This window comes from Pseudomonas viridiflava (assembly GCF_900602065.1).
GTDB lineage: Bacteria > Pseudomonadota > Gammaproteobacteria > Pseudomonadales > Pseudomonadaceae > Aquipseudomonas.
The window spans coordinates 75695-90807 of record NZ_UWFN01000288.1 but is presented as its reverse complement, the minus strand read 5'-3'; the positions used below and the strand labels follow the sequence as shown (position 1 = coordinate 90807).

At 58.8% G+C, this 15113-nt stretch carries 14 protein-coding genes; 9 read left to right on the top strand and 5 right to left on the bottom strand.

Annotated elements, in window-relative coordinates; all coding sequences use genetic code 11:
- Position 1 precedes the first annotated feature (1 nt).
- The 6 genes from EE949_RS21885 (at position 2) to EE949_RS21860 (ending at position 5844) form a co-directional block, all read left to right on the top strand.
- Complete coding sequence (locus EE949_RS21885; protein ID WP_122666222.1) at positions 2–1765, top strand: dihydroxyacetone kinase family protein; 1764 nt, start codon at positions 2–4, stop codon at positions 1763–1765.
- A complete protein-coding gene (locus tag EE949_RS21880) occupies positions 1758–2228 on the top strand; it encodes a ribose-5-phosphate isomerase (RefSeq protein WP_122666221.1) in 471 nt (156 codons plus the stop codon). The genes EE949_RS21885 and EE949_RS21880 overlap by 8 nt, the downstream gene beginning before the upstream one ends.
- On the top strand, positions 2225–3049 hold the full coding sequence (locus EE949_RS21875; protein WP_122666220.1) for a triose-phosphate isomerase family protein: 825 nt from the start codon (positions 2225–2227) through the stop codon (positions 3047–3049). The genes EE949_RS21880 and EE949_RS21875 overlap by 4 nt, the downstream gene beginning before the upstream one ends.
- The gene (locus tag EE949_RS21870) at positions 3034–3840 is read left to right on the top strand and encodes a sugar phosphate isomerase/epimerase family protein (protein ID WP_122666219.1); all 807 of its coding nucleotides are present in this window, start codon (positions 3034–3036) and stop codon (positions 3838–3840) included. Before EE949_RS21875 ends, EE949_RS21870 begins: the two co-directional genes overlap by 16 nt.
- 4 nt (positions 3841–3844) lie before the next feature.
- Positions 3845–4714, top strand: a complete 870-nt coding sequence (locus tag EE949_RS21865; protein ID WP_122666218.1) for a phosphogluconate dehydrogenase C-terminal domain-containing protein — start codon at positions 3845–3847, stop codon at positions 4712–4714.
- An 89-nt stretch (positions 4715–4803) separates the two neighbouring features.
- Complete coding sequence (locus EE949_RS21860; protein ID WP_122666217.1) at positions 4804–5844, top strand: Gfo/Idh/MocA family protein; 1041 nt, start codon at positions 4804–4806, stop codon at positions 5842–5844.
- Between the two features lie 840 nt (positions 5845–6684).
- Here the strand turns inward: EE949_RS21860 and EE949_RS21855 are convergent.
- The 4 genes from EE949_RS21855 to EE949_RS21840 are packed head-to-tail and all read right to left on the bottom strand — an operon-like array spanning position 6685 to position 11124.
- Positions 6685–7650, bottom strand: coding sequence for a D-ribose ABC transporter substrate-binding protein (locus tag EE949_RS21855; protein ID WP_122666216.1), 966 nt, complete (start codon positions 7648–7650; stop codon positions 6685–6687).
- A gap of 22 nt (positions 7651–7672) precedes the next feature.
- Entirely contained in the window at positions 7673–8773 is a 1101-nt protein-coding gene (locus EE949_RS21850; protein WP_122666215.1) for an ABC transporter permease, read from the bottom strand.
- The gene (locus EE949_RS21845) at positions 8773–10371 is read right to left on the bottom strand and encodes a sugar ABC transporter ATP-binding protein (RefSeq protein WP_122666214.1); all 1599 of its coding nucleotides are present in this window, start codon (positions 10369–10371) and stop codon (positions 8773–8775) included. The genes EE949_RS21850 and EE949_RS21845 overlap by 1 nt, the downstream gene beginning before the upstream one ends.
- Before the next feature lie 3 nt (positions 10372–10374).
- Positions 10375–11124 (bottom strand): DUF2291 family protein, encoded by a 750-nt coding sequence (locus EE949_RS21840; RefSeq protein ID WP_122666213.1) that lies wholly within the window; start codon positions 11122–11124, stop codon positions 10375–10377.
- 162 nt (positions 11125–11286) lie between these two features.
- On the opposite strand from EE949_RS21840, the gene EE949_RS21835 reads away from it, so the two are divergent.
- The 3 genes from EE949_RS21835 to nanR all read left to right on the top strand — a co-directional run bounded on the left by EE949_RS21835 (position 11287) and on the right by nanR (position 13978).
- Positions 11287–12015 (top strand): hypothetical protein, encoded by a 729-nt coding sequence (locus EE949_RS21835; protein ID WP_122666212.1) that lies wholly within the window; start codon positions 11287–11289, stop codon positions 12013–12015.
- A complete protein-coding gene (locus EE949_RS21830; protein WP_122666211.1) occupies positions 12012–13220 on the top strand; it encodes a hypothetical protein in 1209 nt (402 codons plus the stop codon). Before EE949_RS21835 ends, EE949_RS21830 begins: the two co-directional genes overlap by 4 nt.
- A 65-nt stretch (positions 13221–13285) precedes the next feature.
- The gene (gene nanR / locus EE949_RS21825) at positions 13286–13978 is read left to right on the top strand and encodes a transcriptional regulator NanR (protein WP_122666210.1); all 693 of its coding nucleotides are present in this window, start codon (positions 13286–13288) and stop codon (positions 13976–13978) included.
- Between the two features lie 51 nt (positions 13979–14029).
- Here the strand turns inward: nanR and EE949_RS21820 are convergent, their stop codons facing one another.
- On the bottom strand, positions 14030–14929 hold the full coding sequence (locus EE949_RS21820; RefSeq protein WP_122666279.1) for an AEC family transporter: 900 nt from the start codon (positions 14927–14929) through the stop codon (positions 14030–14032).
- Positions 14930–15113: the final 184 nt, after the last annotated feature.

The window sequence follows — 15113 nt, the reverse complement described above, 5'->3', positions numbered from 1 at the left end:
AATGACGCGTTTATTCAATCAGCCTTCAGCCTTTGCCGGTGAACTGGTGGAGGGCTTTGTTGCGGTACACGGCGACAAGGTTCGTCAGGTTCCAGGAGGGGTAGTGCGTAGCACAGATACCCCGGCAGGTTCGGTCGCGGTGGTGATTGGCGGCGGTTCCGGGCACTACCCGGCGTTTGCCGGGCTGGTGGGGCAGGGGCTCGCCCATGCGGCGGTCATGGGCAACCTGTTTGCTTCGCCCTCGGCGCAGCAGATCTACAACGTGTCGCGCATTGCGCACAAAGGTGGCGGCGTATTGCTGGGCTACGGCAACTATGCCGGAGACGTGCTGCATTTCGGTTTGGCCAGAGATCGTCTCAACGCGGAAGGCATCCCTTGCGAAGTGATTGCCGTCACCGACGACATCTCCAGTGCATCTGTCGCAGAGTTGCATAAACGCCGGGGTATTGCCGGTGATCTGGTGGTTTTCAAGGCCGCTTCCGCGGCTGCTGAAGCCGGTTATGAATTCGACGAAGTTGTGCGTGTAGCGCGGCATGCCAACCATCGCACTCGCTCACTGGGCGTGGCTTTTTCCGGCTGTACGCTGCCGGGGGCCGATCAGCCTCTGTTCAACGTGCCTCACGGCAAAATGGCGCTGGGCATGGGTATCCACGGCGAGCCGGGTATCGATGAGGGTCCGGTGCCGACGGCTGACGAACTGGCTCAATTACTGGTCGCCGCGTTGCTTGATGAGCTGCCGAACGGCATCGACAAGGCGCAAGGTCAGCGCGTTGCGGTGATTCTCAACGGTCTGGGCAGCGTGAAGTATGAAGAGCTGTTTGTGGTTTACCGGCGCGTTGCACAGTTGCTGAACACTGCAGGTTTGACAGTGGTTGAGCCCGAGGTCGGCGAGCTGGTGACCAGTTTCGACATGGCCGGAGTGTCCCTGACCCTGTGCTGGCTGGATGAAGAGCTGGAGCTTTTCTGGCGTGCGCCAGTCTCGACGCCTGCCTACCGGAAAGGCTCGGTATTACTGGCTAAACAGTCGGATGTTCTCGACCTGCAACTGGTCGAGCAACAGGTCATTCCTCCCGCCAGCATGAAATCCCGCCGCTCGGCCAAATGCGTGTTGCAGGCTCTGGAAAGGGCCGAAGCCACTGTGCTGGAACATGCAGACGAACTCGGTCGCATCGACGCCGTAGCCGGTGACGGCGACCACGGGATTGGCATGCAGCGCGGGGTCATGGCTGCGGTCGCCAAGGCGCGGGAAATCCTGGCCCTCGACTGCGGCGCAGGCACGTTGCTGCGCTGTGCGGCAGACGCTTGGGCCGATAAAGCCGGTGGCACCTCCGGTGCACTGTGGGGCGTTGCCTTGACAGCGTTGGGTACCACACTCGGTGACCGGCTTGATCCGGATGCAGATCTGGTGGCCGAAGGGATACGCAAAGCCAGCGAGGGCATCATGCATTTCGGCAAGGCCCAGCCTGGCGATAAAACCATGGTGGATGTGTTGGTGCCATTCAGCCTGGCGCTGTGCGAAGCAGCACAGCGCGGTCTTGAGCTGGGCGAAGCGTGGAGCGTCGCTGCACGGGTCGCCGAAGAGGCCGCTGCCGCCACGGCTGAGCTGCGGCCACGGATCGGTCGTGCGCGGCCGCTGGCTGAAAAAAGCCTCGGTACTCCGGATGCCGGTGCGGTTTCCCTTTCCCTGATTATCAATGCGATCGAGCCGGTGCTGCTGGCTGGCATTCGCGCGTCCAGCCGTTCCGAGGAGACAGTCCATGAGTGACAAAATACGCATCGTTATCGGTTGCGATGATGCCGGTTACGAATACAAGGAAGCCCTCAAACGCGATTTACTGGCCAATCCACTGGTGGAGTTTATCGAGGACGTTGGTGTTGATGCCCAAAGCCACACGTCTTATCCCTTGGTGGCTATCGCAGCTGCCGAGAAAGTCGCGGCAGGGCTCGCCGATCGGGCACTGTTGATTTGCGGCACCGGGCTGGGCGTGGCGATTGCTGCCAATAAAGTGCCCGGCATCCGCGCAGTCACCGCACATGACAGTTTTTCAGTCGAGCGCGCGATCCTTAGCAACAACGCTCAAGTGCTGACATTCGGTCAGCGTGTGATTGGCCTGGAACTGGCCCGGCGTCTGCTCAAGGAGTGGCTGACCTATCACTTTGACGAAACTTCGGCATCGGCTCTTAAGGTCAAGACCTTGAGCGATTACGAGCGAGTGAGCGCCAGATGAATGCCTCTACACGCGCCCCGGTGGTGACGCTCGGCGTCAGCCTGAAGATGTATTTCGGCTACCAGCGCACGCTGGACTGGTGCGCAGCCCTTGCCGCGCACATTGAGCAACAGGCGCACGTGCGCAGTGGCGCGGTCGAGATATTCATTATCCCGAGCTTTCCAATGCTGGCGCCCGCTCTGCAAATTTTCGCGGGCAGTGCTCAGGTCGGCGCGCAGAACGTTTTCTGGGAAGACGAGGGCGCCTACACCGGTGAAGTCAGCCCGGCGGTGCTCAAGGAAATGGGCTGTCAGGTGGTGGAGATCGGTCACGCCGAACGACGCCGCTATTTCGCAGAAACTGATCAGAACATCGCTGACAAAACAGCTGCTGCCTGGCGCAATTTTCTAACCCCGGTGCTGTGTCTGGGCGAGGCAGATAACAGGGGGATCGAGCATGCCGTGCAGGTCTGCATGCAACAACTGCAAGCGTCGTTGAGCGCTGCAAGGCATGCAGGTCTGCTGGGTGATCTGATTCTTGCCTACGAGCCGCAATGGGCCATTGGCGCCAGTCAGGCTGCTTCGCCGGATTACATTGGCAGCGTCTGCGCGCAACTGAAAAGTCGCCTTGCCGGTGAGGGCCTGAGTAACGCGCGGGTGATCTACGGCGGCAGTGCCGGACCGGGGCTGCTCAGCCAGTTGGGCGCTCAGGTCGACGGTCTTTTTCTCGGCCGTTTTGCCCACGACCCCGCAGCTTTCAAATCGATTCTCGAAGAGGCGGTGCGCGTGTGTGAACGCAGCGTGGCGACCTCGCAGGAGGCTAAGCAATGGCAATCGGCCTGAGTACTTATTCGTTTTTCTGGCGCGGTTCCGAGCGGGTACCGTGCCCGATGGACCTGTCGGCAATGCTGCAACACACCGCTGAACTCGGCGCCGGTGTATTCCAGATCTGCGATTACCGGGGCATTGAAGCGTTCTCGACGGAGCAGCTTCAGGCCCTTAAATCCCAGGCTGATCAGCTTGGGATCGTTCTGGAACTGGGCACTCGCGGGCTGGAAACCGCGCACTTGATCAAATATCTGCAAATCGCCCAGGTGCTCGATGTTCGCTTGCTGCGCAGCATGTTCAACAGCAATAGCTATAAGCCGAGCCCGGACCAAGCGTTCGGTTTGCTGGAAGCGGTAATGCCACGCTTTGTCGAGCAGGACGTGAAGCTCGCCCTGGAAACCTACGAGCAGGTACCGACGCGGACCATTCTCGATGCGGTCGAGCGTGTCGACAGTCCGTGGCTCGGCATCTGCCTGGACCCAGGCAACTGCGTGGCAGCGCTGGAACACCCGAAAGACGTCATCGACATGACCGCTCAGCGAGTGCTGAACCTGCACGTGAAGGACTTCAATTTCTCCCGGCGCGATGGCTGGGTGGGGTTCACCTTCGCGGGCTGCCCGATGGGTGAGGGCCTGCTGGATTACGACTACATGCGGGCGAAAGTGAATCCTGAACAAAACAACATCAACCAGATCATCGAGCATTGGCTGCCATGGCAATCAGATGCCGCGACAACCTGCGCGCTCGAAGATCAGTGGACCCGACACAACCTGAACTACCTGAATGCTAAGCAAAGCGAGGAGTGACCCCATGACATACGAACTCAAAAAAATTGCAATTGTGGGCGCTGGCGGAAAGATGGGCATGCGCATTTCCAAGAACCTGCAAGGCAGCCATTACAGTGTGACCTACTGTGAAAACTCGCCCCGGGCGCAGGAGCAGATTCTGGCCTCCGGACGGCAGTTGTCGGTGACCGAGGAAGTGGTGCCTCACGCTGATGTGGTTATCCTCGCTGTGCCAGATGTCGCGCTGGAAACCGTCTCCGGGCTGGTGGTACCGCAGATGAAAAACGGCGCGATCTTGTTGACACTCGACCCTGCTGCTTCCTATGCCGGGCTGTTGGCCCAGCGTGACGGGATTCACCAGGCTGTGGCTCATCCGTGCCACCCCTCGGTTTTCCTGGAGCGCACCACCAAAGAAGAGCACGCCGACGCCTTTGGTGGCACCGCCGCGATTCAGGACGTGTGTGCTGCCTTCGAAACCGGCAATGACAAACAGCGTTCCGAGTTGGCCAACATCATCGCCGTGATGTACGGGCCAGTGGGGGAAGTGCACTGGGTCACGGTCAAGCAATTGGCTTACCTCGAACCGACGCTGGTCGAAACCGTGGCGTGCATGGTTGGCAGCTTCATGAAGGAAGCGCTGGACGAAACCATTAACCGCATTGGCGTGCCGGAAGCCGCGGCCAAAGCCATGCTGTACGGGCACATCCAGATCGCCTTGGCGGTGGCTTTCCGCAGCACCAATCCATTTTCGGATGCCTGTCTGATCGCCATCGATTACGGCCGTGAGCAAATCATCAAGCCGGACTGGAAAAAGATCTTCGATGAGAAGGAGCTGGATCTGATCATCGCCCGCATGCTCAAGATCGATGCGGTGCGCAAGGCCGACGCTGCTTGATAAACCCGGGTTAACCGCTAACGTTGCGCTCGGGGGCTCATACCTCCGGGCGTTTTTGTTTCTGTCTATCCGGCTGAACAGGAGTTTTTATGCCGAACGCTAAACCGTTGCGTGGCGCTTTGATCGGCTGCGGATTTTTTGCGCTTAACCAGTTGCGCGCCTGGCAGGAACTGGAGGGCGTGGAAATAGTTGCTTTGTGCGACAACGATGCCGAACGGTTGGCTGCTTTTGCCAGCCATCATCCCGGCGCAGCGCAGTTCACCGATGCGCAAGTCATGCTCAATGAGTTGCAACTCGATTTCGTCGACATCGTGACACCGCCGGTTGCCCATAAACCGCTGGTGTTGATGGCGGCTCTGGCCGGTGTTCAGGTGATTTGCCAAAAGCCATTCGCGCTGACCCTTGATGACGCCCGAGTGATGATCAATACCTGTGCCGAGCACGGGGTCAGCCTCACCGTGCATGAGAATTTCCGTTGGCAGGCGGCGATCCGCGCGACTATCGAACAGCTGCGCTCGGGTGTGATCGGCACGCCGTTTTTTGGTCGCATCAGTTTTCGTAGCGGGTTCGATGTGTATCGCCTGCAACCTTATCTGGCCCAGACTCCGCGCTTCATCATCGAAGACCTGGGGGTCCATGTGCTGGATATCTCCCGTGCGCTGTTCGGCGATGTCAGCCGTCTGACCTGCGAAACCCGACGGGTCAATCCGGTCATCAACGGCGAGGACGTCGCCACGTTGTTGTTGGCCCATGATTCCGGTGTCACCAGTGTGGTGGATCTCAGCTATGCCACGCGTGTTGAAAAAGACCCGTTTCCGCAGAGTCTGCTGGAGATCGATGGCGAGAAAGGCTCGCTGCGGTTGCTGGCCGATTTCAGTCTGCAAATACACGCCGAGGGTGTGACGCGTTTGCTTGATGTTACGCCGAGCATCCCGGGCTGGGCTGAGGCGCCGTGGTTTGCGATTCAGGAAAGTGTCTTGCGTCTGCAGCGGGAGTGGTTAGTGAATCAGCGGTCCGGGACACCCGCTGAAACCTGTGGCAGTGACAATTTCAATACCCAGGCGTTGGTGGAGGCGGCGTATGAGTCGGCGGCAAAGGGCACTACCGTTAGGCCGCAGCGTTGGGGGTGATTTTTATCTTCGTGTTCTGAGTGGCGCATCTTTCATTGTGTGCATATCCATCTCTTCGGTAACGGCTGGTATTGGTTGCGCCCTTACGGCGCCTCACTTTTGATGGAGCGCAAAAGTAAGCAAAACGCTCTTGCCCCACCACTGGGTGCCTCGCTGTCGCTCGGCATACCCGTAATCCGACATTGCTGCGCGGGGTCGCCGCCACCGGCCATCCATGGCCTGAGGCGGCTAAACCGGCATCCCTGCCGGTTTGCCCCACGCAGCAATGTCGAATTCCGGCCGGCGTGGTTTAACGGGGCGCCTAAGGTCAAAATCAAAAGCAGATCAAAAGCAGCAGGATCGCCTCGGACCGGTAGGAGCGAACTTGTTCGCGAGACGTCAGCACAGCCAACACAGGCCTTGTCTGACACAACGCTTCGCAGCCTTCGGCAGCTCCAGAAGAAGATAGGTAAGTTCACAAATCAGGTTGGCTGTCAGGCCGCCGCGCTTTTGATTTTGGGCGCCCCGTTAAACCACGCTGGCCGAACGCAGATTCTGAAGCGTGGGGCGCTCTTGAGTTGAAGAGGGGCAAGGACGCCGGGTTAGCCGCACCGGGCCATGGATGGCCCATTGCGGCGGCCCACGGTTCAGGATCTGCGGGCGGGTACACCGAGCGACAGCGAGGTGCCGAGTGGTGGGGAAAAGGCCTTTTGGTTACTTTTGGCTGGGCCGGCTTCCGGCCCCAAAAGTGACGCGCCGTAAGGGCGCAACCAATATCAGCCACTACCGCTGCAACGGATATGTACCCAACCTTCAAATCAACGGTATGTAATACCTATGCCGATGGCGGGGTAGAAGCAGTCACCGCATCCCGAACCCGCCATCACGCACCTGCTTGCTGTTCTCTTTGGTCACCAACACACAATCCACCGATTGCTTCTCGGGTTTATCAGTCTTACCCGTGCGCAGAAACTGATCGGCCTGCTCCACAGCCATGGCTGCCATTTGCGTCGCCTGCTGCAGCCCGGTCGCAACGATCGGGCCATCCGCAGCGATCTGACGTACCACATCCGGGTTACCGTCGATGCCCACCACGATCACCTCACTCTTGCCCGCATTTTTCAACGCGGCCGCCGCCCCCAACGCCATAGTGTCGTTACCCGCCAGCACACCGACGATATTCGGATTGCCCTGAATGATGGTTTGCATCACGTTGTAACCCTGAGTCTGGTCCCAGTTAGCCGATTGCTGCGAAACCATTTTCAGGTCAGGGATCTGATCCAGCACACGGTGAAACCCTTCGGAACGTACGTGAGCGTTGACGTCCGAAGTGCGCCCGGTCAATTCCACATACTCACCTTTGAAGCCCACCTGATCAGCGAAAAACTCGGCCACCGACGTCGCACATTGAGAATTGTTGGAAACAATCTGCGCAGTTGCCACGCCATTGGCGTTGATCTCACGGTCGATCAGGAACGTCGGGATTTTTGCCTCTTGAGCACGTTTCACCGCCGCAATGGACGCGTCGGAGCCAGCGTTGTCGAGGATGATCGCGCTGGCGTTGTCACCGATGGCGGTTTGCACCAGCCGCAGCTGGATATCCGGATCATCCTGATGCACCAGGGCTTTGGTCCGATAGCCGAGTTTTTTCGCGGCGGCCTCTGCCGTGTCCGACTCTGCCTTGTAAAACGCGTTACTGGGCGAGGGCGTGATGATCACGATCAAATGCTCGGCAGGCTTGAAGTCGGCGGCAGTGGCGTGGGCGGCGCAGATCGAAAGCGACAGCGCAGCCAGTGAAAACATCTGACGAGAGAAGCGGATTTTCATTGTTATTGTCATCCCTTGCTGATTAAAGGTTAGCGACTGCCTTCCCCCTGTCTTCCTGGGCCTTGGCCTCGCGTTCAGCGCTGGATTTCTCCACGCGCCGCTGCAACTGGTCGACGACCACCGCCAGCACAATGACCGCGCCGGTGATGACCGTTTGCCAGAAATCGGAAATCCCTACCAACACCATGCCGTTGCTTAGCACCCCGAGCACAAATGCTCCGATGATGGTGCCGCCAATGGTGCCGACCCCGCCGAACAGCGACGCGCCGCCCAGCACTACGACGGCAATAGCGTTGAGTTCATAAGACGTGGCGATAGCCGGGTTGGCTGCACCGAGACGCGAAGCAATGATCAAACCGGCCAGCGCGGCGCAGAAGCCGGAAATTGCGTAGGTGCCCAGTTTGACCCGGTTGACCCGCACGCCAGATAACTCGGCAGTGCGTTCATTGCCGCCAATGGCGAACACCTGGCGACCGAATACCGTTTTGCGGCTGACGTAAACCGCGACCAGCGTCAGGATGATCATCAGCCAGATCGATACCGGCACCGACAGCACTCGTGCCGTGCCCAGCAGCAGAAAGCCGGTGTTGTTCAACTCAGCCTGACCGCCCAGGTCGCCGTAAGTCGCACCGCCGGACACCAGTTGTGCAGCACCGCGTGCCATGTAGAGCATGCCCAGGGTCATGATGAACGGCGTGACTTTGAGGCGGGTGATGAACCAGCCATTGACGGCGCCTACCAATGTGCCAAGCGCGAGAGTCACCATGCACACCACCGGGATGCTGCCAAACACCGCGACCCCCAGCCATGGAAGACGCAAGCCTTCGGCGATCAGGCTACCGGCAACCATCGCCGCCAGCCCGGCGATTGCACCCACTGACAGGTCGATACCGGCTGCCAGAATGACGAAGGTCATGCCGATACCGAGGATGGCAAACACGGCGACCTGTTCGGCAACAATCACCAGGTTGCGCGCGGAAAGAAACGATGGCGCAATCGAGGCGAACAGAATCACCAGGAGCATCAACGCCAGATAGGCGCGTAGCTTGAGCAACAGCAATGGCAGCGAACGCAGACTCAGCGCGTGAGGTTTGCGGGCATGCAGTGACAGTGACTCGGCCATCAGGCGATCTCCTTCTTATTCGGGTTGGGCGCCGCCGCGGAATCTTTGCGTACCACTTGTGAGAACGCGACAAGGCTTGCTTCGCACAGCTGTCCGCGGGGCAGGTTGGCGGTGATCCGGCCCTGGCACATCACCAGAACGCGATCGGCGCCGCCGAGGATTTCTTTCAGATCACTGGACGCGTAAAGGATCGTCAGACCGCTTTTTGCCAATCGGTCCAGCACGTCGAACAGCTCGCGACGGGCCTTGATATCAATGCCGCGGGTTGGCTCATCAAGCAGCAGCACATGGGGTTCGGTCAGCAGATTCTTGCCCACTACAACTTTCTGCTGGTTGCCTCCGGACAGTGAAGAAATGGCCACGCCAGCGTTCTCGGTCTTGATGTGCAGCTCGCTGATCATGTGGGCGACGTCAGCATCCATGGGCGGGTTTGCCAGACCGTCGAAGCGGCTATATCGGGAGAGATTGGCCAGCAACAGGTTGTCGCGCACTGAAGCACCGCTGACCAGGCCCAGCTTCTGGCGGTCTTCCGGGACCAGAGCAATCCCGGCCTTGATCCGCCCGGCAATGTCCTGAACCAGCGGCAGGCTGTGACCGTTGACCTGAATCTGGCCACCAATGGCCTTGCGCAAGCCGATCAGGGTTTCGAACAGTTCGGTGCGTCCGGCGCCCATCAGTCCATAAAACGCGACGATTTCGCCGCGTTTGACGCTGAATGAAACCTTGTTGAGCAGCAATGAACCTCGTTCGCTGGCCACCTCAAGGTCGCTGACCCGCAGCATTTCCGGCTGATTTTCGTGAACCTCGGGCCCACAGCCTGCGCGTAATTCGGTGGTCATCTGGCGGCCAATCATGCGCTCCACCAACCAGTCAACGGTGACCTCGTCGCGGGTACCCGTGCCGACCAGCGCGCCGTCACGCAGCACGGTGAAGTAATCGCCGATTTCGATCAGCTCTTCGAGGCGGTGCGAGATGTAGATGATCGACACGCCTTGCTGCTTCAGCTCACTGATCAGCGAGAACAGAATCTCGACCTCGGCTTCGCTCAACGAAGAAGTCGGCTCATCCAGAATCAACACGCGCACGTCACTGACCAGCACCTTGGCGATCTCGACGATCTGCCGTTTGCCGATACTCAGGTTCTGCACCAGCGCATCGACATCAATGTCCTGGCCCATACGTTTCAAAGTGGCGTGAGCCAGCTGGCGTTGTTCGGTATGGCGAACCCGGCCAAAGCTGGCTCGCAGCTCTTTGCCGATAAACATGTTTTCCGCCACGCTAAGGTTCGGGCACAGGTTCAGTTCCTGATGCACGATGCCGATGCCCAACGCCATGGCCTGGCGTGGATCGCTCAGTGTCAGTGGCTGATCACCACTGAACAGTTGGCCGGAGGTGGGTTTTTCGATACCGGCCAGAATCTTCATCAGCGTTGACTTGCCCGCTCCGTTTTCGCCGATCAGCACATTGACTGCGCCATGCACCACGTCGAAGTCCACAGCCTTGAGCGCGGTCGTGCCTTGATAGACCTTGCTGATTTGCCGCGCGTGCATTTCCAGACGCAACGCCGGAGCAGATTGAATCTGAGAAGCGATCAGCATGATCTACTCCTCCACCTTGAGGCTGATCGGCACGATGCGTACCGAAGAGGGCGACTGCAGGTTGAACACGCCGGTGAATTCGATGGTTTTACCCGCCAGCCCGGCGACCGGGGCTGCTGCATAAGCCTGTGCCAGGGCCTTCTTGTTGAGTGCCGCGGCCACATCCGCATATTGCGTCTGATTGGTGAAGTTGTTCAGCGACATATTGTTGGCCACATCGCGCAACGCGGTGCTGATGACCAAGGGCCCGGTCAGCAACTGGATTTTTGCCGTGCTGGTCAGTGAGCTATCGACTAATTCCAGGCTCAGCAGCCCCATGGGCGACTTGGTGTTCACCTCTGTAACGCGAGCGCGACCACTGACGATGTAATTTTTTGATTGAGCCTTGTGGGGCACCGCATAACGGTTACTGGCTTCGCTCGCGTTCTGATTGATCGCGTTCAGTACCTCAGCCAGATCTGCCGTATTTTTTGCCACGACGCTTTCGACATCAGGCGACCATTGCTCGGCCACGTAGTGTTCGGCGTCAAAGCTCGCGAGGGCGAATTTCTGATTTTGCCCCTGCGCGTTGGCAGAGCGGGCATCGTTGAAGATGACTTTGCCGGTGAGCGGGTCAAGAGGGCGGACGCTGAGCAGCGGTCCATTGAGGACCGACGTCGTCAGCAATATGGCGACCGCCGTAACCAACAGAATGATGGCCGACAGGTTGCGCGTAGATACAGTCGGGTTTTTGCCAGACGACACTAAGCTCATGCAACGCTCCTCGCTTTATAGCGATTTTTTTGTATTTGTCAGGAGGTTCTGTCATCACTATATATCATCATCATACCAGTGCTGCTAGTCTAATTTGAGCGCCTCCGACCACCGTGAATCTGTCGGTGTGCACCTATAACAAGAACCTACGGAGTGCCCCCGATGGCAGCATCAAGTTCGCTCTCCCTGCGTCTGTATGGCACGGATCAGCCTGATGTCGAGAGTATGGAAACGTCAGCGGCTGCTTTTCGCTTTCGCGTGCAAGGCCCCCAATTACGTGGCGTGATGCTGGGTGATACGGAAGTTTTGCGCAGCGTCGGCCTGGTGATCCGTGACGAGTTCTGGGGCACTCATTCCTTGCATCAGCGTGCTTGCGAAACCTTTGCCGACGATCAGGGCTGGCGACAGATCGTCGACGGATGCGTAGCCGGTATCGATGGCGTTCCCTTGCTGGAGTGGTGGGTCGATATGAATGTCGGCTTGCGGGGCATCTGGGTGCGCGCGCGCTTGCAGGCCCTGGAGAACTTCGTGACGTGTCGAGCAGGTCTGATGCTGCTGCACCCGCTGAAGGGCGTAGTGAACTCCCCGGTCAGTGTGACCCATAGCGACGGGAGCATTGAGCACGGTACGTTCCCCGACCTGATTGCGCCCGGCCAGCCGTTCCTTGATATCCGGCGGCTGGTTCACTCGCCGGCGTCGGGCCTTAAGCTGCAATGGGATTTCAGTGGTGACGTATTCGAGATGGAGGATCAGCGCAATTGGTGTGACGCCTCTTTCAAGACCTATAACCGGCCGCTGACGTGGCCTTGTCCTTATCGATTAGGCAAAGGCGAGCTTATCGAACAAAGCATCAGCCTGTCATTGCTGGACCACTCCGGGGTGTACGCATGAATGCGGTTTCTGTTCGTTACGCAGGCCACGCCGACCATCCATTTCCGGCGTTAGGGCAGGGGCTGTGGGTCAACAATCGTCTGGACGATACAGACGGCGCAGTAAAGCTGATCGAGCAACTTCATAGTGCGCATCTGGAGTTGCTGGTGGACCTGCGTGACGCCGCTGCTTTTGATCAACTGCGTGGCGCCTTGGAGTTGTGCGCCAATGCAGCTACAGACGTGTGGCTATTGGTGGTCGTTGACGATCAACGGCCGCACGCGCAGCTTTCGACGCTGGCTGAGCGGATCCGCGGCAGCTCGGCAGCGGTGCGCGGCATTCTGCTCACGCCTGCGGCGTATCTTGAGAGCTATCAACCTGACGGACGCTGGCCAGAGGGCCTGACGCCGAATCAGGTCGCGGTACTGGCGCGGGAGTATTTGCCGGAGATGCTGATCGGTGGTGGCTTCCCGACGTTCTTCACGGAGCTCAACCGCTGCCGACCGGCCAGCGACAGTTTTGACTACCTGACCCACGCCACCTCGCCGTTGGTACATGCTGCTGACGACTATTCACTGGTGCAGTCACTGGAGGCATTGCCCGACGTATTCCGCTCCGGTTTGCAATTGGCATCAGGCAAGCCCTATCGCATCACCACCAGTGCTATCGGTGCCTGGCGCAATCCTTATGGCGGGCAACTCACCCCTAACCCGAAGCGCGAACGATTGACCCTGAGCAATCAGGATCCCCGACAAACCAGCTTGCTCGCTGCCGCCTGGACACTGGCGCATTATCACGCCGCACACGTCAGCGCAGTGAACGCAATTGCCTTATGGGCGGTCAATGAGCCATTCGCGGTCGCACACACGCATCAATACTGGCCGGTGTTTCACGTGCTCAAAGGTCTCGCTCGGGCGCGGGGCAAACAGGCCCTGAGCTTTCACGCATCCGTTGCGCAGGTTATTGCCTTCGGCTGGTTGCAGGGCGCGCAGGGTAACGTGCGACTATGGCTGGCCAATCTGAGCGCGAAACCTCAGGAGGTTACGCTGGACGCGATGCGAGTGACGGGTTCAAGGTTGCTGGATGAACAGACCTGCCAACAGGCACTGTCCGATCCCGACTTTTTCAGTGCGTTGCAACCGATCGATAACGAAGCAGCGTTGGTGCTGAGGCCATGGGCGGTGGCGTTAATCGACTGCCACCTCGCCCGCGAGCCTGGATTATAATCGCGTCATCGTTGCCGTTTTTTTATGCATTTCACGTGATGCATTCCATGGAGCCACCTTCAGTAATGCCAGAGATCAAGAAACGCCTGATTCAACGCAAGAAGCTTTCCGACATCGTCTTTGAGCAACTGATCGGTCTCATTGAAGAGGAAAACCTTCAGCCGGGCGATCAGATGCCTGCTGAGCGCGAACTGATGGAAACCTTCGGCGTGGGCCGCCCGGTCGTTCGCGAAGCCATGCAGCGCCTGGCCGGCATGGGCATGATCAGTATTCAGCATGGCGAGCGAGCCAAAGTCGGTCGTGTGGACATGCATTCGATGATCAGCCAGATTGATCTGGCAGCGCGTCATTTGTTGTCGAGTTCGGCGAAAAACGTTGATCATCTCCGACAGGCGCGTACCTTCTTCGAGACCGGACTGGTCAAAATGGCCGCTGAAAAGGCCACGCCTGCTGATGTCGCCCGGCTGGAGTCGGCGCTGGCAAAAATGCACAAGCACCGTGAGACCGATGAGTTTATTCCGGCCGACATGGAATTCCACGGCGAAATCGCGAAAATTTCCGGCAACCCGATCTACGTCGCCATCTCTCGGGCAATTCTCGAATGGATGGCGGATTACCGTCAGGACATGCTGCGTTTCAAAGGCCGGGAAATGACCATCAAGGAACACGAAGTCATTCTCGGTTTCATCAAAACCAATGATCCTGCAGGCGCCGAGCGCGCCATGCATGATCATCTGGTCAAGCGCGCCGAAGAGTAAGCCCTTCCCGGGACGCAGCTTCTTCAGGCGTCCCGGTCTGCCTCCCGTCAATCAAACCCAGCTCTCGATCCACATCCAGACCGGCATGGTCACCGCCGACACCAGCGTCGACAGGCAAATCGCCGAACTGGTTTTTTGCACGTCTTCCTGCGTGCGTGAAAAGCCCAGCACGTTCAAACCGCAAGGTGTTGCTGCCATCAGCATCAACACCGCTCGCGGCGTACCGCTGATGCCGATGATCATGCAGGTCACCAACACCAGCACCGGCATGATCAGCAATTTGGCAACGGTAATACCGACGGCCTCGATGCTGGGTCGCAGGCGGTAACCCGCAAGATTGCCGCCGAGCACGATCAGGGCGCAGGGCAGGGCTGCCTGGGCCAGCCAGGTGGTGAGGTGCTCGGCCCACAGCGGCATCGTCAGGCCCGACAGATTGAGCAGCACGCCGAGCAATAATCCGATGATCATTGGGTTTGCCAGACTGCCCACCAGGGTTTTGACGCTGAACGGTTCATCACCGGCGAGGCTGTTGTAGAGGCTTTGAAAGCTGAACAACAACAGGCTATGCACCGCCAGGATAGTGAACAGCAGCACCAGACCGGGGTTGCCAAACAGACTGGCCACCAGCGCGATGCCCATCAAGCCGTTATTGCCGAACGCTGCGGTCAGACCAAAGGGCGTCGGATGCCCGATGCGCCAGTGAGCAACCAGATTGACCCCGGCAAAGACGATCAGCGCCGGTATGAAATAGGCCGCCAGAATCGTGGTGTTCAAGCCTTCATGCAGCGGCGCCTTGGCCATGCCGATGAACAGCACCATCGGCATGAAAAGCTTGAATGCCAGTTCGCCGAAGGCCTTGTTGCTCTCCGCCGACAACGTGCCACGACGACGCAGGAAGTAGCCCAGAACAATCAACAGAAAGATCGGCAAAATAGCTTGCGGAACAGCCACGGCAGAAGGCTCCGGCAGAAAGTGTGCGGGCATTATTACCGCGGATGGTCTGGTTTCCTACCTTGAGGGTGCGATTGATCCTGTCACCACATTGTCGCGCGGCAAACGCAGGAACTGTAGGAGCTGCCGAAGGCTGCGATCGCGGTAGTCCAGGATGAAATGCTTCGCAGCCTTCGGCAGCTCC